This is a genomic window from Psychrobacter sp. Pi2-51 (assembly GCF_904846665.1).
Taxonomy (GTDB): domain Bacteria; phylum Pseudomonadota; class Gammaproteobacteria; order Pseudomonadales; family Moraxellaceae; genus Psychrobacter; species Psychrobacter glaciei.
The window spans coordinates 24,542-46,980 of sequence record NZ_CAJHBP010000006.1 but is presented as its reverse complement, the minus strand read 5'-3'; the positions used below and the strand labels follow the sequence as shown (position 1 = coordinate 46,980).

The window sequence follows — 22,439 nt, the reverse complement described above, 5'->3', positions numbered from 1 at the left end:
GATCGCTCCTTATACTTTAGCTGTCGAGGTATTGACACTAGATTCGTGATCCGTAGGATCAGCAACATCTACAGGCTTACCTTCAGGCATCTTAAGTGTTTTATAAACGTTATATGCCATCACAAACATGCCCGACACATATAAGAAGCCACCAAAAGCACGACCAATATATGGGAAATGTGAGAACTCAACCGTATCAACGAAGCTATATACCAAAGTACCATCTGGGTTAGTAGCCAGCCACATCATGCCTTGGCCAATACCTGAGATCCACATTGATACGATGTAAAAGATAGTCCCTGCCGTCGCTAGCCAGAAATGCGTGGTGATTAAGCTGATAGAGTACATTTTTGGCTTATTATAAATACGAGGCAACAGTACATATAGCGAACCAATAGTAATCATGCCCACCCAACCAAGCGCACCTGAGTGTACGTGACCAATTGTCCAATCCGTATTATGCGATAGCGCATTAACGGTTTTGATAGACATCATTGGGCCTTCGAATGTCGACATGGCATAGAATGACAGTGCCACAATCATAAAGCGAATGATCGGATCGGTACGTAACTTATCCCAACTGCCAGATAGCGTCAAGACACCATTAATCATACCACCCCAAGACGGCGCGAATAAGATGATGGAGAACACCATTGCCAATGACTGCGTCCAATCAGGAAGCGCCGAATAATGCAAATGGTGACCGCCAGCCCACATATAAGACGCAATCAATGCCCAAAAGTGAACAATAGACAAACGATACGAATAAATAGGACGACCAATCTGTACTGGGACAAAGTAATACATCATCCCAAGGAAAGCTGCCGTCAAGTAAAAACCGACCGCGTTATGTCCATACCACCACTGCACCATGGCATCGGTTGCACCGCCAAATAACGAGTATGATTTAAACGCACTAACCGGAATCGCCATGCTATTTACGATGTGTAGTAACGCAATCGTAATAATAAAAGCGGCAAAGAACCAGTTAGCCACATAGATATGTGAGGTTTTGCGTTTGATGAGTGTTCCGAAGAAAACAATGGCATAAGATATCCACACCAACGCAATCAATATGTCGATGGGCCACTCAAGCTCAGCGTATTCTTTACTCGAGGTCAAACCTAGCGGTAATGTAATGACAGCAGAAACGATAACAGCCTGCCAACCCCAAAAGGTAAACCAAGCCAAATACGGTGCGAACAAGCGTGTCTTACAGGTACGCTGGACGATGTAGTAAGACGTTGCGAACAGGGCAGAGCCACCGAACGCAAAAATAACCGCATTGGTATGTAGCGGTCTTAGACGGCTAAAGGTCAGCCATGGGATGTCAAAGTTGAGTGCTGGCCATGCCAACTGTGAAGCAATGAACACGCCAAGACTCATGCCGACGATGCCCCATACAACGGCCATTATCGTAAAAAATCTTACGACAGTAATTTCGTACTCACGGTCAACTGGGGCGACTGCTGTGTTTTGTAAACTCATTGGATGATTCCTTTACAGCCCGAATTATCAACAGAATTAACTAACTCTCCGCGCTATCTGTATCAAATAAATTGATGCAAGCAAATAGTGACTGCGGTACATGCTGTTTTTTGACTCATTTATCATCTTAAGGTTATTAACTATCAAGCTAAGCTTCCACTCGGTATCTACTGATGCAAAGAGGAAGGGGGAAGCGCTAGAAAAATATCTCGCTTACAACCAGTTGATAGTAGGATTGTTAATAACTCGTTAAGGGGAATAAGGAGTGGCGCCGTATAATTAAGCATCAAACATCTAGCGATGTTAAGGATTTATCTTAATTACTACTGAAAATAACAGCACTAACGAAGATAGATACTGGTATCCATCTGGTAATAAAATATTATTGACCATTGATGTATGCTAGCGGCGGCTGACAAAAAAACAGATTAACGTAATGTTTAGTTAAAACTCCCGACTCTGTTTAAGGGTATTGTAACGCAATCCTAATCAAATATCATCAGAACTATGCGGCAAAATACAAACTCTTTGGTAAAAATATAGGCAGGCAACTCTTTGTAGTTATGCTAGGAGCCTATTTTATACCCAATTTTAAGACTATTCTAGAGGGTTAAATGATACGAATTGCAGGGTACAAGGACAAACTCTAGAGAAATTTTTGTAACAATGGCAACATTAGCCTTATAAATAGGTTTTACTTATCATCAAATCGCCCCTTATAATGAGGCTGAAGAATATCGATAGTAGATTTCCTATCCATTGTTATGACAACAATGACAAAATAACGATTTTAATCATTTGGACATAATTGGGCGGCGGTAATCCATAAGGTGAACCCAGTGCCCCATTCATTAAGGATAATAAGATGGCAGTTTTTTTGACAGATGCATGGTTCGATGACGTTGAGAAGTTAGGTAATGAAGCCGGTGAGCTAAATTTGCCGCCAGCGCTGGCTAATATGATTATTAACCTAAAAGTGTCCGACACGGACAAAGACATCGAAGCCAACTTTGCCGATGGCTTGTTGCATCGCGGCTTGAATGATAATGCGACCACGACACTCTTGCTTGACCGTAGTATCTTGCAATCTATCATCACTGATTTCGACACTAATGAAATTATGGGTGCGTTTATGGGTGGCAAAATTCGTGTCGAAGGTGACATGTCACAACTGATGGCGGTACAGACTGCGCGTCCAAGTGCTGAGCAAAAAGAATTATACAAGCGTATCAAATCAATGACGACGATGGCTTAACGGCTTAAGCCTGTATTTTCTAGATTTCCCCAATCGGTTAGTTTTGATCAATCTTATTCACACCGACCATAAAAAAATCCCCTAATGCTATGTTAGGGGATTTTTTATGATCGGTGACTGTCACGATGACGTAGTAGTAAGAAGAGTTGTCAAATTGCTTAGCTGGCTTTTGATTGCGCCGTCGCGTCTTGTGACTTTTGATTTTCTTTGTAAATGGCGGCTTGTAGCCAAACATTTGCCTGAATGTAGTCATGTACTTTGATAGAAGCAGTCTCTACTGTATTGAGCGCGCCAATACGTACCACGAATGGGTCAGCATCTTGCTCACGTAGTATTACCACATCAAATAAGATGATTGATTTGCCGTTAAAGAGAGTTTCTTGCTTGCCAAGTACTTGACCTTGGCACCATGCCTCGTCTTCTTGTCCCAAAGTATCACCGAACAGATACGCACACATGTGACCCAAGTTAATCTCTACAGGAGCCATTTGTTCTTTGGTTTCAGGCTTCCATTCTTTGATTTGCTCTTGTAGATCGTCTGGTATTTGGCCGTCATTGGCAGCGACGATGTCGTTAAACGCGCGGTGGTAGCGGATGGCTTCTTGATCTTCGACCATAATGACTTCTTGCTGTTCGCTCAGCTTAATTTCATGCGCCCAAGCACTGAAATTCGCAAAATACGAACTGTCGCGTTGATATAAGTGGCGATTGGCGGTATAAAGCTGGTCAAAGGCATAAATAATACTGCCATCAGCCGTACGTAAGCGCAGTACTGCGTCGTGCGAGTTGTCATTGGCGATGATACGCTCTATTTTGCAATGCAGCCCATAAGGACTGTCAACACAAGGGTAAGCGTTGATAAAACGTTCTGGTTTGCCGTCTTTCATTGCCAGCACTTGGTTGATGTGACAAGGCTGATCTTCAGATAACAACAAGCAACTGTCTTTGGCGCTGACGTTGGGGTTGAGACCTTTGGGCATGGCTGCTTTTTCGATCATCTTTTGTAGCCACTCTGGCACATCCTGACTCATGTCATCGGTTAAAATACGCCAATGATCGGCATGACCCGCAGCTTGCTCGTCGGATAATGTGATTTTGGTAGGAGATTGGATGTTTTTATACTGATAATTAATGGTCATGAAAATACTCAAACTTAAGTCAGCGATGAAGTTTGGACCTAACGCTGTGATTGCTTATCTAGCATCCAATATTTACAATCATTGGTCTATGATAGCCAGCAATGTCAGCAGCACAGGGTCAGCAAACAACAATGAGGGGTTAGTGACAATTGTCCTTAGCATACAATATATAGGTATAGACGCAAGTAATAGCAAGCCCCTCATAAAAAATAATAACAAAACCCTATTTTTATTAAAAAATACGCGCAGTTTTTGCTAATGACTGGCACATATCTGCCAAATTGTGTCAAACTAGCTCCCTTTTGATGGCCAAATCTGGCCTATTTTAAACCCTATTTTTGTGTTCGATTTATATGTTGGTATGGCAGACGCCATATATAAGGCGTTTGTCGCTGCTCGTTTTGGCGCATATAAAAGTCGCACGTAGATAAGATAAAGAGTTTGAATATGTTTCGTCCTTTAGCGTTATTTATCGGCTTACGATACACCCGAGCAGAGCGTAGTAATGGTTTTATTTCCTTTATATCGCTGATCTCGATGATAGGTTTGACCCTTGGGGTTGCCGTATTGATTACGGTACTGTCGGTCATGAATGGTTTTGACCGCGAGCTAAAAACCCGTATTTTGGGTATGGTGCCGCAAGCAACGGTTATCTCAAGTGAGGTGATTGGCGATTGGGAACAATTGGCAGATCGTATCAAAGAAGATCCAGAAGTGGCTGCTGTGGCACCCTTCATTCAATTACAAGGCATGCTGACGTCGAATGGCCAAGTGGCAGGCATTATGGTCACTGGTGTCGACCCTCAGTACGAAAAAAATGTCTCGATCATCAACGATCATATGACTGAAGGCAGTATCGACACGCTACAAGCTGGTGATTTTAGTATTGTACTGGGTGAAGAGATGGTGCAATCGCTGGGCTTAAGTATCGGTGATAAGGTGACTTTGGTGTTGCCAGAAGCATCGCCATCACCTGCTGGTGTGATACCGCGCTTTAAGCGTTTTACCCTCACGGGTATTTTTAGTATCAGTCCAGAAGTGGACAGCCTCATGGCCTTTATTCCGATGAGTGATGCTGGCAAATTGTTACGTCTGCCAGCTGGTGCTCAAGGTATCCGTATGAAGCTAAATGATATCTTTACCGCGCCCATTGCTGCTCAAAAAGCGGCTGCTATTGCCCCTGATCGACTCTATCCGAATGACTGGACGCAAACGCATGGCAATCTATTTGGGGCGATCCAAATGGAAAAAGCCATGGTAGGATTGCTACTGTTCTTAATCATTCTAGTGGCAGCATTTAATATTGTCTCAAGTTTGGTGATGCTGGTCACGGATAAAAAAGCGGATATTGCGATTCTAAAGACCTTTGGCGCGTCACCTCGTCTGATTACGCAGGTCTTTATGGTACAAGGCGTAGTCATCGGCGTCATCGGTACGATTGCGGGTACGATATTGGGCGTTATATTTGCCCTCACGGTTAGCGACATTCTAGGCTTTATTAATCAAGCCTTCGGTCTCAATCTTTTTGATGCTTACTTTGTCAATTACCTACCATCACAGCTGCGCTTGACGGACGTGATATTGATTACTGGTGCATCGTTCATATTGAGCTTTTTGGCCACGATTTATCCAGCACGCCGAGCGGCTAAAATTCAGCCTGCACAAACACTGCGCTATGAATAATTAAAGCCATAAGCGAGGGATTGAGCCGCGGATTTACTCGCGCGCTCAAGGCTGGAATGTTTAGTCAGGTTTAAAAAAATCATGAATATCGGTATAAATAAAATAAAGGAAGCGCTATGTCTGCCATTCTAAAAGCGACCAATATTAATAAGATATATGATGAAGGTGCAGTTAGCACCCAAGTATTGACAGGCTTGGATTTGACTGTCACCGCTGGTGAGCGTATCGCTATCGTTGGTACCAGTGGCTCAGGAAAGAGTACTTTGCTCCATCTGCTTGGCGGACTTGATACGCCAACCAGCGGTGAAGTCTGGTTGCATGGTCAGCTATTAAACAGTATGAATGAAACCGAACGCGGTGCGATGCGTAACAAGCACTTAGGGTTTATTTATCAATTTCATCATCTATTGGCAGAGTTCACAGCGATTGAAAACGTCGCGATGCCATTGCTACTACGCCCAAAAGTATCAACGACTGAGGCGAGAGATCAAGCAATAGCGATATTAGAGAGCGTTGGTCTAGAGCATCGTTTGGCGCATAGACCTGGCGAGCTATCAGGCGGTGAGCGTCAACGCGTGGCCATTGCTCGTGCACTCGTCACCAAACCTTCGCTCATATTGGCAGATGAGCCAACGGGCAACTTGGATTATGACAATGCGCAAAGCGTTTTTGGCCTACTATCAGAGCTGCAAAGTACCATGCAAACGGCACTACTGATGGTGACGCATGACCGTAACTTGGCGGCATTGGCAGATCGTCAGCTGTTACTGCGTAATGGTCATTGGGAACAATACTAAATGGCTTAAGTGTGAGGTATCCTAAGTATTTAAGTATTTAAGGTATGTCCTCAATTCAATCAACAGTCATATAGATAAGCTAACAATGGCTAAGTTTTGCCAAACAGCGAAGATAATATCCAGTTAATACCTCGATATTATCTTCGCTTTTTTTCTTGTTTGGCTACAATGGGGCTCATTTTTATCACCCTGCTTAAAATGATGACACGCTTTAGAAGAAATATCATAAAGTAGAGTATAAAAAATAGGTTGCCAACTATAGTTTGCTGAGTATAATTGGATGCAGTAAAGAGTAGTGCAGACAGAGTAATCCTAACAATGTACCTGATGTATTTTTTATATAGAATCGGCTGTAGTAGCCTTATTTAATAGAACAAGGATAATGACAATGAATGAAGATGAAGATCCAATCGCTGCTTTTGGCAGTGCCGAAGAAGGCAATGAGCCATTGAAACCGTATATTGATCCAACGTTGTTTGACACCGTCGACAAAGATGCACAGATTGAACTACTTACTTCAGTTTTTGATTCTATTACGCTGGCAGGTGTTGATTACGATTTAAAAGCGCAGGATAGCGCCACTGGCAAACGCTATACGCTGCTCAAAGACGAAAAAGTGGTCGATATCTTTGTGATGGATAGCAGCTTTACAGACAATGTCCTAGCAGCGATAGAAAAAGACAAAGAAGACGAGTAATTGGATTCAATGAGCCGTATGTGTTGAGGTTGCAGATTATCGTTTAGGCGGTTTCTCTTGAGCGGTGTGCTGACGTTTTTGCCAGCTTGACACGGTTTTATAACGCCAAATAGCCTTAAATGCCAATCCGCAAATGATGCTGGTAATAATGGCGAGTATGGCGCTTCCCACACAAAACGCGGTTAATGAAACAGTACCGTGATAAGTGATAAAGGGGTTGGCGCCATCAGATAGTACCCACAAGCTAAAGTCAGCAATCATCCTGCCGATAAGTCGTAAACTGATCATCGGCACATCAATAATTTTGGCACCGATGTAGTAACCTGCGTAAAAGATAGGCAGGCTAGTGACGGGATTGGTGATCCACGTCAAACCAAGCGCCATAGGGACATTGGCACGAAAAATTAGCGAGCCAATTAATGCCAATAGCATCTGTCCGGGCAGCGGAAAAAATGCACTGAGTACACCGATATAGACCGCTTTATTTAAGCTGTGCCGGTTAAAATGCCATAAACGCGGATCAGCCAAATGCGGTGCAAATAATTTCAAAATGCGGCTTTCTAGAATTTTCTCTGGTGTGGGCAGCAAGTCTTTAAGACGTTTTTGGGGCACAGTATCGCCTTTAATCGTTATCAACCGCTGGCTCAATCATATTGATGGGCTGATATAAAGAGATATTAGGAATAAAATATGGGTGGGAATAGTATCAGAAAAAAAGGGTAATAGTGTCGAATAATTATTATTGTAATACCTCTCATCAGTATAGGGCAATACTAAAATAAATGCTATCGCTTGACCAACGAGACAGTCGTCATTGCTAGGGCCTGTCTTCAATTCAATCGATAGTCATCTAAATGGGCTAAAAATGGCTAAATCTTGCCAAACATCGTCAAATAGCTGGTTAATATCCCGATATTATCTGCGCTATTTTTCTTGTTTGACGGCAATTTATCTCATTTTTATCACCATTTTTGAAATGAAGACACGCCCTAGAGTGAAACGATATACTCGCGCCCATTTTTGTGAGCAATAATAATCCGTTAAAATTGACTGTATTTAAACAGTCAGCTCATTAAGCAAGGAGCGCTGGTGTACTGGTTATTTGGTAGTCTAGTGATTATCGCTATGATTGGCGTTTTGGCAGTCGCGGATAGTCTGGCGATACCAATAAATTCATCAATAGAGCTGCATAACGCTAACAGTTGGCCGCTATTATTACTCATTATTGCTATTGTCTTGATAGCCATTAATCAGCGTCAAGCGCTGTCTATAAAATCAGTTAACGTCCAAAAGCTTTCTTCTAAACACCAACCTTCTCAACCTTCTTTTTCTCAAGACACGTCTAAATATTTTTCTTCTTCCTCTAAATTTCCCATTCGAATTATTAATTATTTGCTGATAATGATACTGGCCATGGGGCTGGTAATTGGTAGCGCATTGCAAGCCTTGATGGGTTATCAGCAGGCTGAAGCGACCAAAATTACTGAGTCTATGCGTGTACAGGCTTTGGTCACTATCGAGGGTATTAGTGATAGCGTTTACGATGGTGTCACCAATAGCGGTTATCGACAAGTCGCTACTGTCAGTCATATATCGCCCTTAATATCTGAGTTGACGGTTCAAGAATTAGATAGTGCTAAGATCAATTATTTCACAAGTATAGAAAATAGCCTAAGCAATAATAATTTATTTGATGATACTTTAAATGAAAGTAGTGACAGCAATATTGAATATCGAGTGCTACTCAATGCTTATCCAAAAAACGGCTCTAAAAGCGCTCAGGTCGCTGATCTAAATCAATTGCGACCGGGTGATCAGCTGTTTATGACGTTAACGCTCGCACCGCTTGCTACCTCTGAGCAAGCTCTCAATAATCCCTCTGGATTTGACAGTTATCGCTGGTTGCGAGGTCGTCATATCGATGGGGTGGCAAATATAGTGACGACCAGTACGTCGTCTTTTGCGCTCGATGAGTCGTCTGCATTGGAAGCTGATTCTCGCTCCTATCTTAAGCGCTTTCGTACTCGGATTGACCAAGGGCGTTGGCAATTGCGACAGCATTTTTATCAAAAGTGGGCGGGACAAACTACAGCCACGCAGCAAGCAAAAGCGGTGACTCTAAGTTTGCTCACAGGCGATCGCAGCTTAATCAATCGCGATACCAAAGATCTGTATCAATTGGCTGGTATTTCACATTTGCTGGCTATTTCGGGCACTCATGTTTTGTTTTTAGCGATTATGCTGGCAGGGGCAGTCGTATTCTTGCTCAATCGTCTGTATCCAGCCTTATATCGGCACATACCACGTTGGCAAGTGCGCTGGTGGGTAATGATCAGTGCCGCTTTTATTTATGCGCTATTCACTGGTTTCGATGTACCCGCTGCTCGTACTGCCTGGATGTTATTGGCGATAGGTCTGGTACGATTAACCTTACTGCCCATTAGTACGATGCGAGTATTGTTGGCGCTGGCAGTCTTGATGGCATGGTTTGATCCCTATGTGCTCTGGCAAGCTGGTTATTGGTTGTCCTTTATCGCTGTGGCGCTGTTGCTAAAATACGATAGTGCTTCACAGTCGCAAATTAACTCAGTGTTATCACAATCAGAGAAACCTCTCTCTCAGCATGATATTAAATATAGCTGTATTTTACTTATAAAAGTATGGCTCACAGGCAAACGTGTCTTTAAGTTGCAGTTCTGGTTATTTATCTCGTTGCTACCCATTACGTTGTTATTGTTTGGCAAAGCTTCACTATGGGGTCTAGTCATCAATTTATTTGCTATTGGTTTATTTGGCTGGGTTATCGTACCGCTCAATCTACTAGCTGGGCTTTGCTACTTATTATGGCCTGCGCTTGCTGATAGTATCTGGGTGTTGGTCAGCGCAATCATCAGTAATTTACATGATTTGATTACGTGGCTGACGTCATTACCAGCGCTGTCAGAGGCGTGGCTGTATACGCCAGTGAATATGGCGATATTACTGATGGTATTGCTGGCGATGTTGCCTTGGTTATTACCACGTGGACTTATCAGTCGTTGGCTGGCGCTACCGCCTTTGACGCTATTAATGATGACGGTATATGCCAACCAGCAGTCATTAGCCACGTCACCAACTTTATATATATTACCCACTGGAGATCGCTATATAAGCGCGGCGGTGCTGCAATATCCTATAATGGATAACGAGGTTGGGGGTAAGGATAATAAGGCGCAGTCAGCGAAGGGAATCGTGAGTTGGTTGTTTTTGGCAGACCACAGGCCTAATGCGACACGTACCATGCCAAGTACCTTGACGGCAGAGAAGCTGTCCGCGATATTAGAGCAGCAATTACGCACCTTATCGATTAAACGCTTAGAAGGGCTCGTAGTACAGACCAGCAGTGTAGGATTGACCGATACGCTCACGACTAACGATGCCAGCAATACATTTAAACCTAACGCCTCAGAGTTGTTGCCGATGACCGTTGCCAGAATAAGTCAGCGCCTACCGACCAACCAGTATTGGCAAGCAGGGCGTAGTGATCGTTGGTTTGAGCGAGAAAAACTTTATAAAGAAGCAAACGAATCTAACAATGCTAACAATGCAGCGCATGTCACTACCAAAACGTATATCAGCCCTAAAAGCTGTGAGCAAAATGACTCATGGCAGCTCCCCAACGGGGATTTATCATTACAAGCAATGACGGGCTGGAGTAAGATAGATGATGCCAGTGTGTGGGACTGTACAATTGCCATCGATAGCAGGTTGCCGATACAAATAGTGCAGTATAATGCAGCTGATCCACTCAATTCACCGCTGGCCACCTCTCAACTACTAACGGCAATTCCCGCTACAGCAAAAAATACGCAACCAAATAACCAAGAACTTACTATGCAAGCTCAGTCTTTGCCATCACGTATCGTTGTTGATGCCGATACCCATCAGCGCGTTTGGCAACTGTGGTCACTGCTCTGCCAAGCTGAACCGTTCGATGATAGCGCCTATAGTCATTATACTTGGCTTGGGCACAGCGCCTCACACCTAGCGACCGATGATATCAAGCGCCAGCGTATCAATGAGGTCATTACTTATGATGATAATGCACTTGAGGCGGCACTGTCTCTAAATGCTCATTGAGTCTTAGAATAATATTTGGACGCAACATCTTATTTTGACAATCCATTCTGAAAATCATCTTAACCATAGCAGCGTTATAATATGGTGATATTTCACGGTTACACTCTTGAACCATAACCGAAATAGCACCATACTTAGCACTCTATTAATATAGATGACCCCTACAGTGAGAAAATTTGATTTCTCACTGTATTTATTTTCTATATCATCTCTTTTATCGTTTTAGACTGTTTCTGACTTAGGAAGTTATATGCCCAACTGGCCACCAGACCCTAACAAACGTTCTGACAATTCGGCAAATCAGCCAACACAGATGCCACAGTCAAGCCAGCCAAGCGGACAAGAATGGCGTCTGATTGAAAACACCTTATTGGCTAGTGTGGTTGAGCAGCGCCGCGCTCGTCGCTGGAGTATTTTCTTTAAACTATTGACCTTTGGTTATATCTTATTGATATTTTTGACCCTTGGTCGTGGGTGCAGTAGTTCGCCAACGGGTATGGATGCAGTAGATACCAGCGCGCCGCATTTGGCCGTGGTTGAGCTGCAAGGCGTCATCAGTAATGACGATGTTGCCAATTCTTATGATGTCAATGAAGCTTTGAGAGATGCTTTTGCGAATAGTAATTCCAAAGCGGTGGCATTAGATATCAACTCACCTGGTGGCTCACCTGTACAGTCTGATGAAATCTGGCAGACTATGAGGGAGTTGCGCAAAGAGTACCCAGATAAAAAGCTTTATGCTGTTATCGGTGATATTGGTGCTTCAGGTGCTTATTACATCGCTTCTGCGGCAGATGAGATTTATGTCAATCCATCAAGTTTGGTTGGCTCTATCGGTGTCATTATGCCAAGCTACAATGTCAAAGGTTTGATGGACAAGGTCGGTGTAGAAGATCGTACTATTACGGCTGGTGAGTACAAAGACATTTTAAGCTTGTCGCGCCCATTGACTGATTATGAAGAAAATCATGTCGAAAAAGTATTGGCCAATACGCATAAGCATTTCATTAATGCTGTAAAAGAAGGTCGCGGTGACCGCTTGAAAAACCCTGAGCAAAACAAACTGTTCTCAGGATTATTTTGGACAGGCGAGCAGTCGATTGAGCTAGGTTTGGCAGACAAGACAGGTAGTATCACAAGCCTGAGTAAGCAACTAGATCTTGATACTGTGATTAGCTATAGCCCAACTGATCCGTTCCAAATGTTTATGGATCGTTTTGCCGTGCAACTGGGTGCAGGCATTGGCTCTAGCGTTAGTCTTGATGGTTTTTTACCACAAGAAGAAGGTAACGTAAAGATGCGTTAAGCGTTTAATGTTTTAGATATACTGTGTATGATTGTTGAGGCTGGGCATATAATTATGCTCAGCCTCAATTGTATGTAATGCTAAATAAATATCTTATTTAAGACTAAATCTTTAAGACTAAGTCGCTATCAATGTCGCGATAGCTATCAATTTTGCTATATTGGTGATATTTAGCTTAAGAATGCTATAAGGTTCAATCATTAAAAATAATATATAACATAAACCATCCCACGAGAGCCTGTTATGAGAGATGAAATAAATTTGCAGACCTTTGCAGCGCTACCTGTCTCCAAAAAAACCAATAAGCCCGTTATACATTTTGCCCATGCCAATGGGATGCCAAGTGCCGTTTATCAGCCGTTTTTTGAGCATTTGACAGAGTTTTTTACCATCGAATATATCCCGATATTAGGCAATACGCCTGATTATCCAGTGGATGATCATTGGCGTCGGCTGACTCAACAGATTATCGACAGTGTAAAAAGCACCTGTGAAAAGCATGGCATTTCGCAAGTCGTGGCCGTTGGGCACTCGCTGGGTGCTATGTGTACGTTACAGGCGCTGTACCGTGCACCTCAGCACTTTGCTCAGGCGGTATTAATGGATCCGCCTTGGATTTATGGCAAAGTCAGTTTTTTGTGGCATTTGGCAAAGACAGCAGACAGATTGCCTCTTATGAATAATCGTTTGATGGACAAGCTGTCACCAGCTGGCGTGTCTAAGCATCGCCGCGATGTGTGGGACAGCCGAGCCGACGCGTATGAAAAAATGCGGCATAAAGGTTTTTTCAAAAACTTTGATGAGCGTAGTTTTCAAGGATATATCGAGCACGGTTTACATGAGCGTGCGGATGGCAAGGTAACATTGGCGATTCCGAAAGCAAGCGAAGTGGCGGTCTTTCGAACCAATCCTTCTTGGTATTGGCTGGCACCAAATCGAGGGCCCAAAGTACCTGTCACATTGATTATTGGTCAAGACAGTATCTTTCTGAAACGCCGCTTCCCGCAGCAAATCAAATCCCGACTCAATATTCCTTATGCAACCCATGCGGGTGGTCATATGTTCCCGCTTGAGCATCCAGAGTCTGTGTCACGGCAAGTATTGGATTTAATCAAGCAACAACTCCCAACATGAATGATGCTCGCTACTTATTTAACGGCTTATATAAATAACTATATGAAGCTGTCAGGAGCATTGCTCGTTTATTTTTTTGAGTCACCGCCTTATGCCAAACCAACCTAGTGCTACCAATCACCCGTCTATAAATGCGTCCGAGCGTTTGCCGTTATTTTCACGCTTCGGTGCATTTTCAATGACCGTAGGAATGGTCATATCATTTTTTATCAGTCAATTGTTAGGGGTATATGTTGCAGGCAAGCTGTTATTACCAGCAGCTAAAAGCTCAAGCGTGGCTGATGTATTTTTCTTTGGCAGTAGTAATGGTACGGTCGTGAGTGTGTCGATCATGATTGGCGGTGTCTTGCTAGTCGCCCTCATCGTTATGCTGATTCAGTTAAGAGGTGGTAATTGGCAACAGTATCTAGCGCTCAAACCGTTTTCAGTAACGGTTGGCGTCGGCATGCTGGGCTTGCTATTGATATTTATGATTGGCAGTCAGGCATTGACTTACTGGCTCGATAAATCACCATTGGTATTTGTAGATCCGCTGTATCAGTCAGTCAGCTCAGTGTGGCTACTGGTGTTTGCGATGGTGATCGTTGCGCCATTATACGAAGAGCTGGTCTTTCGCGGCATATTATGGTCGGCCATTGCTGAGCAATTCGTCGTCTCACCAAGTCAAGAGCAGCGTGGGGCGATCATTGCTAGTATTATCACCAGTTTGATATTTGCGGTGATTCACTTGCAATATGGCGTTTATGAAATCAGCACTATCGTGGTGTTGGCATTGATATTCTGCTACGCACGTGTAAAGTCTGGCTCGCTGCTACTACCAATGCTGCTACATATTGTGAATAATGGCGCTGCGATGTGGCAGTATTTAGCGCAAACAGCTTAGGGCTTGTCCTCAATTCAATCGATGGTTATCTAAATAGGTCAAAAATGGCTAAATCTTGCCAAACGGTGTCAAGTAGCTGACTATTATCTGTGCTATTTTCTTTGTTTGACGGCAACTTATCTCATTTTTATCGCCATTTTTAAAATGAGGACACGGCCTAATCAAAATCTGTTTAATCAAGCGTTTGTTTAATCAAAAAAAGCTACGCATCAGGGTTTAACGCCAAGACCTCAGACGCTGCTTGCTTAATATCATCTATGGTCAGCTTGGGTTTGCCACTCAATGATTGACGCCATTTTCGAGCACCTGTCAGCCCTTGAAACAATCCTAAATAATGACGCGTCATCGTGGGTAGTGCTTCACCTTTGGCGACTTTTTCTTCTAGATAAGGATAAAGCTGCGTCAAAATGTCTGAGCGCTTAGGTGCTGGCTCACCCCATAAGCTGTTGGCTTCTGCCAGTAGATAAGGGTTGTGATAAAACGCGCGGCCAATCATCACACCGTCTATATGCTGCAAATGCGCTTGAATATCTGCAACTGTCTCAATACCGCCGTTTATCTCGATATCGAGTTGTGGAAAGTCTTGTTTGAGACGATACACATCCTCATAGCGCAGTGGCGGAATGTCGCGATTTTGCTTGGGACTAAGACCTTGTAGCCACGCAGTACGGGCATGAACGATAAAACGGCTACAACCCGCAGCAGCGACTTTCTGCACAAAATCTGCCATGAACTCATAACTGTCAAAATCATCGATACCAATGCGGTGTTTAACCGTTACTGGGATATCGACAGCCGCTTGCATATGTTTGACTAAATCGGCGACAGTGTTTGGCTCGGCCATGAGACAAGCGCCAATTTTGTTATGCTGTACCCGATCTGATGGGCAACCAACATTGATATTGACTTCATCATAGCCATGCTGCTGAGCAAATTCAGCACATTGGGTCATCTCACCAATATCTGCACCGCCAAGTTGCAGGACAAGTGGGTGCTCAAGTGTATCAAAGCGCAAATGCCGAGCTCGATTGCCATGTATGAGCGCACCAGTACTGATCATTTCGGTATATAGATACGTGTGCGGATTGAACAGCCGTGCAAAATAACGATAATCTGTCGTTGTCCAATCAATCATCGGGGCAACGGACAGTCGTTTATTGGTCATATCAACCATGGGTATTAAGCCTTAATATTTGTGTCTTAAATAAATGGATAAGGTGCAATGGATGAGACATACCATTGCACCTTAGTTTCAATTTTGATGTGGATATTGGTCAGCTATTTACGAGATCACATGGTCAATTTTTTTGTATTCAGGCAGATTATAAAAATAAAGCCCCATGATAATACCAATAAAACCAATAAACGTAATGTACAGTGCTGGTGAGAAGCTTATTAGCGTAGTGGCATAGCCGAGACCAAAAGGTACTAATACTCCCACGATACCGTAGGTAATATTATAGCAAAAAGCCATTCCTGTGAGGCGCACATTGGTCGGAAACAATTGCACAAGGATGGCAGGTACCATACCGACGATGCCAGCGCAGAAGCCTAATAGTGCATACATGATTAATATGTAATCACCACCTGCCTGCAAATGGTAAAAGAAGGCCAGCATTTGAGCAATGAGTAGAACAGAACCAACAACTAAAATTTTACCAAAGTTTTCATGGTTAGACACCATGCCATAAAATATGCAACCAAAAATCATAAATATGATGCCCAAACTATGAGAAAACCCAAATAGATCACTATCTAAAACAAAGTTTATCTCTATTAAATCTGGTAGCAGTAGAATGACAACAGAGGTAATGCTAGAAATGACCAGTGTCAGTACCATACCGACAAATATAGAATGCTTACAATGTTTAAAAAGTATGGTAAATGGTTCGCTCACGCTAGTACCGATTTTTGACTTGTCCAGTGCAAGAAAGAATGGTGTCTCTCCAACGAGTCGCCACACCAATAATGGCAAAAAGCTTAATACAGCGGCAACTAAGAATGGCAAACGCCACCCATAATCAGTCAACTGATCCGTCGTCATAAAGGTAGAGAGCCACATAAAGAATGCATTTGAAAATAGCACACCCACTAAAAAGCTGGCAGTGACATAGCTACAGGCTACTGATAAATACTGCCGCGGTACATGCTCTGCCACAAAAACCCATGCCAAGGGGACATAAAGGCCATATGCCATACCCTGTATAAGCCTTAGGAAAATAAATAAAGCGGGCGCAATCCATCCCCACTGTGCATAAGTGGGCAGACATGCCATCGCCAACAAACTTGCAGCGGTTACTATCAGGCTTAGCAACAATATGGGCTTTCGACCTTTTATATCACCGTATCGACCAAAGAGGATACCACCAATTGGACGTGCCAAATAACCAACAGCAAAAAGCCCCAGCCCTTGTAGTTTAGCAACTTGAGGGTTGGTGTTCGCAGGAAAAAATGCAGCCGAGATGATATCTGCAATGTACAAGTAAATCAAAAAATCAAAAAACACTACAGCGCTGGTAAAGCTAATAAACAGCACTACATTTTTGTCTCTAGCAGACATTAACGCATATTGAGAACGAGACGGCATAATAGATCACGCATCCACAGAGTAAAGTGGTCATTAAGACGGTCATCGTTTGGATAACCGCTCATCATAAAAACCGGCAAATCAACGTAGATAGATAATGATTTGCCGAAACAGTAGGTTTGGGTATTTTGTGTTAGTAATTTTGGTTGCAGGGGTTTGATTTAACAGAAGCTAAATCCGAAATCCTGAACTTTTGAGTGTCAATTAAGGGTCAGTGAGTAAAAGGTCTTACGTCTTTATAGCAGCCAGTCGATTGGTAACCATGACATGATGGTGAGCCAAATGTGATCACTCATATCAACGCGTGGCTCTGAATTATAAATCACTTTTTTACCATCTTCCATGGTATGCCATTGCAAAGCGCCGCTCTCCAGCAACTTGACTTCATAAGCTTGATTTAACAAATCATCGCTGAGTGCACCGTGCAGCTGGCTTGCCAGTTCCTCATCGTTAATAATGACACCCATTTCGGTATTGATATTGGCAGAGCGCGGATCGACATTGTATGAGCCAATAAAGACTTGATAGTCATCCACGGCAAAAGTTTTTGCATGTAAGCTGGTCGATGATTGACTACGTGCTCGCCACAGCTTATTTTCACGTTCTTCTTCAGCAGCCGTTGATTTTAGCTCGTATATTTTGACGCCTGAGCGAAGCAAGTTGGGTCGCCATTGACTATAGCCAGAGTGAACGGCAGTGACGTCCGTCGCATCAAATGAATTGGTCAAAATCTTAATATCAACACCAGATTTGGCCAGCTTGACCAAGGTATCGACACCATCTTTAGTCGGCACGAAATAAGAAGAAATGATAGTCAGCTTTTTGGTTGGGCTACCGAGCAAAGTGCGTAGCTGATGTACCAAATTGGTGTCAGTAGGAACCGTTTTGCTCAGTTTACCGACATCATCACTCAAAAACTGCATATCTGTCCAACGAAAGGGTACCCGTTTATTGATCAGATCGCTGTCTATCGTAGAGTCTTTGATCGCCGCTTTATAGACCGTCAAACTGCTGCCTTCGTTATTGTCTTCGTCGAGACCGAGCTTATCCAATGCGGACAGAAAATCAGGTGTCACATCATCATCAAATTTTGCCAACGTTTCGATATCAAATGATAAAGGTGATGACCAGTAACTGGCAAAACTGTTGTCGATATCTGCGACGACTTTACCAATAAGTAACACATCCAAATCCGCAAATTGACTGCTCTGATCATTACTCAGGTATTCGTTACCAATATTACGACCACCAATGATGGTGATTTGCTTGTCAAAGGTCATGCTTTTATTATGCATACGCCGATTGATACGCGGCAATCCTGTGACAAAGTTTAAGGTTTGAAATTTACGATGCATCAACGGATTAATAATGCGCACCGCAATGTTTGGATGGCTGGCAAAACGTAATAAATGCTGATCGAACTTCGCGCTATTATTAAAATCATCGAGCAATAAGCGCACGATAACGCCGCGCTCAGCTGCATCCCAGAGGTCTTTTAACAGTAGTTGGCCGGCTTGGTCATTATGCCAAATATAATACTGTGCATCGATGTTACGTGTGGCCATATCTGTCAAGATACTGCGCGCGGCAAAGGCATTTGCCCCAGTCACTATCGGGTGATAGCCTGACAAATCAGGGTGAATGTCATTCTGCGCACTGATAGCGGACACCAAATCGATATTACTGGTGTCAGTCGCTGCAATTTGTTTAGGCTGTTGGTTGCTTTCTTGCTGATATAAAGCATTCACTCGCGCTGACAAGGCTTGGCTTTCAGGCAAATGTGGCTGTTCGGGCAAAATCTGACATCCACTCAGTCCTAAGGTCAACCCGAGTGTTAGGCTCAGCGATAAATTGCTTGGTTCTATATTTAGCATCGACATAACTGATTAACCCTAATAAGCCTTGATTTATTGAAAGTTTGCTGAGTATTTTCGTTTATTTTCAAATAATAGCGCTGATTATAATGCTTATAAAAATAACACTCGAGACAAAGCGTAGGACAAAGCCTAAATGGTCGCTAAGCTTAGCAGCTGTCGTCCTATCTGCCTATTATAAATACGTTATTTTTTTAGCTTATGCACTTGACTAAGCTCGCGTTTTATTCTGATTATAGACTTGGTGGTTCTATCAAGACGTATTCAAAAATAATGTTTAGTAGGGCTCTGAAACCAGATGTTTGGAATAAGTTGACATGCTATGATAACGCTGACAAATGGTATCCATAATTAGGGTCTGTTGAACATTCAAATATTAGGACTGCTGATCGCTAAAATCGCATCAAACTAGGCGTAAACCGACGATAATGTCGAGACCTTAGCTAGGTTTATAACAACGTTTGGTGCGATTTTAGCATCAGCCCTTCGGGGCGGGACTATTTTTTGCCAATACATGGCGAAATTGTCTACCCTAGAATGACTAGGAATCAAAAATTTCACTGCGTATTGTCTAAAAAATAGCCACTGCCAGTGCCACATTTGAATGTTCAACAGACCCTATTATTATAAAAAAATGACATCATGATGAAAAATCATAAAACTGCCAATGTGTTGTAGGATTGGCTGCTAGTCGCCACCGCCGATACTCGCCATCAAATCAGCCTGATGCTCACGTAGTAATGAGTCAAGAATCTCATCCAAGTCGCCTTCCATAATAGAGTCGAGCTTGTATAAGGTCAGGTTGATACGATGATCGGTCATACGCCCTTGCGGGAAATTATAGGTGCGAATACGCTCACTGCGATCGCCACTACCGATTAAGTCGCGGCGCATCGAATCAGCAACATCGACTTGTGCTTGTACCTTAACCTGCTGAATACGTGAAATGAGCATTTTCATCGCTTGTGCACGGTTTTTGTGTTGGCTACGCTCTTGTTGACACTCTGCGACTGTGCCCGTTGGAATGTGTGTCAAACGTACAGCTGAGTCGGTGGTGTTAACGTGCTGACCACCAGCCCCGCTTGAACGGAACGTATCAAAACGGATATCAGCTGGGTTGAGCTCGACGGTATCATCAATCTCAACTTCAGGCATGACTGCAACGGTACAAGCTGAGGTGTGCACACGGCCTTGGCTTTCGGTTTCAGGAACACGCTGGACACGGTGCACGCCAGACTCAAACTTTAGACGACCATAGACGCTGTTGCCTGATACGCGAGTGATGATTTCTTTATACCCGCCATGCTCACCTTCGCTTGCAGACAGCACGTCCAATGTCCAGCCTTGGCTCTGCGCGTATTTTTGGTACATTCGGAACAAGTCACCAGAGAAAATCGCTGCCTCGTCGCCGCCGGTCCCTGCACGAATCTCCAAAAATGCTGGCACTTTATCATTAGGATCTTTTGGTAGCATCATAAGATTAAGCGCTTCTTCCATCTTTACGATGGTATCACGAGCATTGTCAATCTCGTCTTGCATCATCTCTTTCATGTCAGGATCTGTCGCATCAGCCAGCATAGCTTCTGCATCGGCCTGATCCGTTTCTGCACCCACGTAGTTTTGCCATAAAGTAGTGATATCCATCAAATCGCTGTGCTCGACAGACAATTCACGGAATTTATTATTATCACTAATGACACTAGGATCTGATAACAAGGCGGTGACCTCTTCATAACGGTCTACCATCTGGTCTAAACGCAGGCGTAAGGATTCTTTCATAAAAGGACTTTTAATTGGATGATAAGAGTAAGAGCGTGATTATAGCAAATTTTTCACCGTAAATTAAAACCTCTGAGTAATCTTGCTGCTATTCTAAGTAATTTTGCCATTCTATTGGCAGACATTCCTATCGCTGCTGAAATATTCCCCTGTTTTCTCATCAGTTAGTGGTTATAAAATGCAATGCTAAAAACGTAGACATAAAAAAATAGCCAAGAAGGATCTTGGCTATTTTTATCGTTAAAAAAGATCTAGAATGAAACGCTACACTTTACGAACCAATACTGAGCCAATCGAATAACCTGCGCCGAATGAACAAATCACGCCCAAATCACCTGATGCTAACTCATCTTTATAGCGATGGAACACAATCATCGGGCTGGCTGAGCTGGTATTGGCAAATTCAGCAATGACGCTTGGGACAATCGCTTTATCTGCTTCTTTACCTATGACTGTACGTAGAATTAAATCTAACATATTGGCATTGGCTTGGTGTAACCACATCATTTTCACATCACTGGCTTGTAATTCGTTCTCAGTCAAATGATCTGTGATGATCTCTGACACTTTTGGACAGACTTCACGGAATACTTTACGACCATTCTGTAGAAACAACTTATCAGTGACTGGTTCTTTGATATCCGGATACATCTCAGTCTGTGCCGCTAAAAACTCTGAGCGATCCATAAAGCCGTATTCGTTTTTGATGTTGGTCGAAAATTGGGTAAATAGCTTAGAGTTAAGAATCTCATAACCTTTTGGCGTATCGAGATCTTCAACGATAGACGCTGTCGCTACGTCACCAAAGATGAAGTGGCTGTCACGGTTACGCCAGTTTAGATGCGCAGAGGTAATCTCTACGTTGACCACAGCGATGCGCTTGGCCAAACCAGAGACGATAGAACCATGTGCTTGTGATAGACCAAAAGTCGCGGCACTACAAGCGACGTTCATATCATAAGCAAAGCCGCCAATCATACCGATTTCATTTTGAATCTCGATGGCAACCGCAGGATAAGTGCGCTGGAAGTTTGAGCAAGCAAGGATAATACCATCCAAGTCATTGGCCTCAAGTCCAGCATCTGCCAAAGCATCTCTAAGTGCTGCGGCACCCATTTCTGCCATGATAGACAGCTCTTCACCTAGATTGCGATAAGGAATCACGGGAGCCATGATTTCAGGATCTAAAATGCCGTCTTTTTCCATCACATAACGTGATTTGATACCCGATACTTTTTCAATAAAAGCAGCTGAAGAAGGCTCAAGTGCGGTCACAGTCTCTGCTGCTATCTCATCAGCATGCTGTGCATTATAATTTTCAACATACTGGTTAAATGACTCTACTAACTCTTCGTTGCTGATGCTATAAGGTGGGATATATAGGCCCGTGCCCGTGATACAAGTCGTCATGATAAGCTTCCTTGTCTACTACTGTGGTGCTTGGAATAAGCATAAAAGTGGAAAAATAATAGCCATTCAATTTCAGTGAATAACTGTAAACTTAAAATCAGTGCCTTTATTATGCCTGAATATTATAATTTTTCTAATACTTTGTTACAAATAATCTGTTTCTCGCCATAAATAAGCAAAGACTCAGTTCATTTTACGGTAGCTACGTTATAATTGGCGCTGTTTTACTCTGTACTATTCATCGAACTAGATTATTTAGCAAGAATATCAATACACGCTTATATTTAG

The 22,439-nt window shown here is 43.1% G+C and carries 16 protein-coding genes; 8 read left to right on the top strand and 8 right to left on the bottom strand.

Annotation, left to right across the window (positions count from 1 at the left end; all coding sequences use genetic code 11):
- Positions 1-9: 9 nt before the first annotated feature.
- The gene (ccoN, locus tag JMY08_RS04675; RefSeq protein WP_010199609.1) at positions 10-1,488 is read right to left on the bottom strand and encodes a cytochrome-c oxidase, cbb3-type subunit I; all 1,479 of its coding nucleotides are present in this window, start codon (positions 1,486-1,488) and stop codon (positions 10-12) included.
- A gap of 865 nt (positions 1,489-2,353) precedes the next feature.
- On the opposite strand from ccoN, the gene JMY08_RS04670 reads away from it, so the two are divergent.
- Positions 2,354-2,743 carry an SCP-2 sterol transfer family protein gene (locus tag JMY08_RS04670; RefSeq protein WP_201591451.1) on the top strand — a complete coding sequence of 130 codons (390 nt, stop codon included), beginning with the start codon at positions 2,354-2,356 and terminating at the stop codon, positions 2,741-2,743.
- A gap of 158 nt (positions 2,744-2,901) precedes the next feature.
- On the opposite strand, the gene JMY08_RS04665 is transcribed toward JMY08_RS04670, so the two are convergent.
- Positions 2,902-3,882, bottom strand: a complete 981-nt coding sequence (locus JMY08_RS04665; protein WP_201591448.1) for a hypothetical protein — start codon at positions 3,880-3,882, stop codon at positions 2,902-2,904.
- A 447-nt stretch (positions 3,883-4,329) separates the two neighbouring features.
- Here JMY08_RS04665 and JMY08_RS04660 point away from each other — a divergent pair, with 447 nt between their 5' ends.
- The 3 genes from JMY08_RS04660 (at position 4,330) to JMY08_RS04650 (ending at position 7,059) form a co-directional block, all read left to right on the top strand.
- Positions 4,330-5,565 (top strand): lipoprotein-releasing ABC transporter permease subunit, encoded by a 1,236-nt coding sequence (locus tag JMY08_RS04660; protein ID WP_189584548.1) that lies wholly within the window; start codon positions 4,330-4,332, stop codon positions 5,563-5,565.
- Positions 5,566-5,681: 116 nt separating this feature from the next.
- The gene (lolD, locus tag JMY08_RS04655) at positions 5,682-6,362 is read left to right on the top strand and encodes a lipoprotein-releasing ABC transporter ATP-binding protein LolD (protein ID WP_201591445.1); all 681 of its coding nucleotides are present in this window, start codon (positions 5,682-5,684) and stop codon (positions 6,360-6,362) included.
- A 388-nt stretch (positions 6,363-6,750) separates the two neighbouring features.
- Positions 6,751-7,059 carry a hypothetical protein gene (locus tag JMY08_RS04650; protein WP_010199620.1) on the top strand — a complete coding sequence of 103 codons (309 nt, stop codon included), beginning with the start codon at positions 6,751-6,753 and terminating at the stop codon, positions 7,057-7,059.
- Between the two features lie 36 nt (positions 7,060-7,095).
- On the opposite strand, the gene JMY08_RS04645 is transcribed toward JMY08_RS04650, so the two are convergent.
- A complete protein-coding gene (locus JMY08_RS04645) occupies positions 7,096-7,671 on the bottom strand; it encodes a DUF2062 domain-containing protein (protein ID WP_227679593.1) in 576 nt (191 codons plus the stop codon).
- A 477-nt stretch (positions 7,672-8,148) separates the two neighbouring features.
- Here JMY08_RS04645 and JMY08_RS04640 point away from each other — a divergent pair, with 477 nt between their 5' ends.
- The 4 genes from JMY08_RS04640 to JMY08_RS04625 all read left to right on the top strand — a co-directional run bounded on the left by JMY08_RS04640 (position 8,149) and on the right by JMY08_RS04625 (position 14,501).
- A complete protein-coding gene (locus tag JMY08_RS04640; RefSeq protein ID WP_201591442.1) occupies positions 8,149-11,178 on the top strand; it encodes a ComEC/Rec2 family competence protein in 3,030 nt (1,009 codons plus the stop codon).
- Positions 11,179-11,428: 250 nt separating this feature from the next.
- The gene (sppA, locus tag JMY08_RS04635; protein WP_201591439.1) at positions 11,429-12,484 is read left to right on the top strand and encodes a signal peptide peptidase SppA; all 1,056 of its coding nucleotides are present in this window, start codon (positions 11,429-11,431) and stop codon (positions 12,482-12,484) included.
- 243 nt (positions 12,485-12,727) lie between these two features.
- On the top strand, positions 12,728-13,618 hold the full coding sequence (locus JMY08_RS04630; RefSeq protein WP_201591436.1) for an alpha/beta fold hydrolase: 891 nt from the start codon (positions 12,728-12,730) through the stop codon (positions 13,616-13,618).
- Positions 13,619-13,709: 91 nt separating this feature from the next.
- Complete coding sequence (locus tag JMY08_RS04625) at positions 13,710-14,501, top strand: CPBP family intramembrane glutamic endopeptidase (protein WP_227679592.1); 792 nt, start codon at positions 13,710-13,712, stop codon at positions 14,499-14,501.
- Positions 14,502-14,703: 202 nt separating this feature from the next.
- Here the strand turns inward: JMY08_RS04625 and dusA are convergent, their stop codons facing one another.
- From dusA to JMY08_RS04600, 5 genes are all read right to left on the bottom strand, one after another.
- Positions 14,704-15,675 carry a tRNA dihydrouridine(20/20a) synthase DusA gene (gene dusA, locus JMY08_RS04620; RefSeq protein ID WP_201591433.1) on the bottom strand — a complete coding sequence of 324 codons (972 nt, stop codon included), beginning with the start codon at positions 15,673-15,675 and terminating at the stop codon, positions 14,704-14,706.
- A 108-nt stretch (positions 15,676-15,783) separates the two neighbouring features.
- Complete coding sequence (locus JMY08_RS04615) at positions 15,784-17,088, bottom strand: MFS transporter (RefSeq protein WP_201591429.1); 1,305 nt, start codon at positions 17,086-17,088, stop codon at positions 15,784-15,786.
- A 236-nt stretch (positions 17,089-17,324) separates the two neighbouring features.
- Positions 17,325-18,968 carry a phospholipase D family protein gene (locus JMY08_RS04610; RefSeq protein WP_201591426.1) on the bottom strand — a complete coding sequence of 548 codons (1,644 nt, stop codon included), beginning with the start codon at positions 18,966-18,968 and terminating at the stop codon, positions 17,325-17,327.
- A gap of 681 nt (positions 18,969-19,649) precedes the next feature.
- On the bottom strand, positions 19,650-20,741 hold the full coding sequence (prfA, locus tag JMY08_RS04605) for a peptide chain release factor 1 (protein WP_189581893.1): 1,092 nt from the start codon (positions 20,739-20,741) through the stop codon (positions 19,650-19,652).
- A 264-nt stretch (positions 20,742-21,005) separates the two neighbouring features.
- Positions 21,006-22,151: a beta-ketoacyl-ACP synthase III gene (locus JMY08_RS04600; RefSeq protein ID WP_201591423.1), complete on the bottom strand. Its 1,146-nt coding sequence runs from the start codon at positions 22,149-22,151 to the stop codon at positions 21,006-21,008.
- Between the last annotated feature and the right edge of the window lie 288 nt (positions 22,152-22,439).

Coding starts and splice junctions, on each gene's coding strand:
- ccoN (WP_010199609.1), bottom strand. CDS start 1,488: ATGAGTTTACAAAACACAGCAGTCGCCCCAGTTGACCGTGAGTACGAA.
- JMY08_RS04670 (WP_201591451.1), top strand. CDS start 2,354: ATGGCAGTTTTTTTGACAGATGCATGGTTCGATGACGTTGAGAAGTTA.
- JMY08_RS04665 (WP_201591448.1), bottom strand. CDS start 3,882: ATGACCATTAATTATCAGTATAAAAACATCCAATCTCCTACCAAAATC.
- JMY08_RS04660 (WP_189584548.1), top strand. CDS start 4,330: ATGTTTCGTCCTTTAGCGTTATTTATCGGCTTACGATACACCCGAGCA.
- lolD (WP_201591445.1), top strand. CDS start 5,682: ATGTCTGCCATTCTAAAAGCGACCAATATTAATAAGATATATGATGAA.
- JMY08_RS04650 (WP_010199620.1), top strand. CDS start 6,751: ATGAATGAAGATGAAGATCCAATCGCTGCTTTTGGCAGTGCCGAAGAA.
- sppA (WP_201591439.1), top strand. CDS start 11,429: ATGCCCAACTGGCCACCAGACCCTAACAAACGTTCTGACAATTCGGCA.
- JMY08_RS04630 (WP_201591436.1), top strand. CDS start 12,728: ATGAGAGATGAAATAAATTTGCAGACCTTTGCAGCGCTACCTGTCTCC.
- JMY08_RS04625 (WP_227679592.1), top strand. CDS start 13,710: ATGCCAAACCAACCTAGTGCTACCAATCACCCGTCTATAAATGCGTCC.
- dusA (WP_201591433.1), bottom strand. CDS start 15,675: ATGGTTGATATGACCAATAAACGACTGTCCGTTGCCCCGATGATTGAT.
- JMY08_RS04615 (WP_201591429.1), bottom strand. CDS start 17,088: ATGCCGTCTCGTTCTCAATATGCGTTAATGTCTGCTAGAGACAAAAAT.
- JMY08_RS04610 (WP_201591426.1), bottom strand. CDS start 18,968: ATGTCGATGCTAAATATAGAACCAAGCAATTTATCGCTGAGCCTAACA.
- prfA (WP_189581893.1), bottom strand. CDS start 20,741: ATGAAAGAATCCTTACGCCTGCGTTTAGACCAGATGGTAGACCGTTAT.
- JMY08_RS04600 (WP_201591423.1), bottom strand. CDS start 22,151: ATGACGACTTGTATCACGGGCACGGGCCTATATATCCCACCTTATAGC.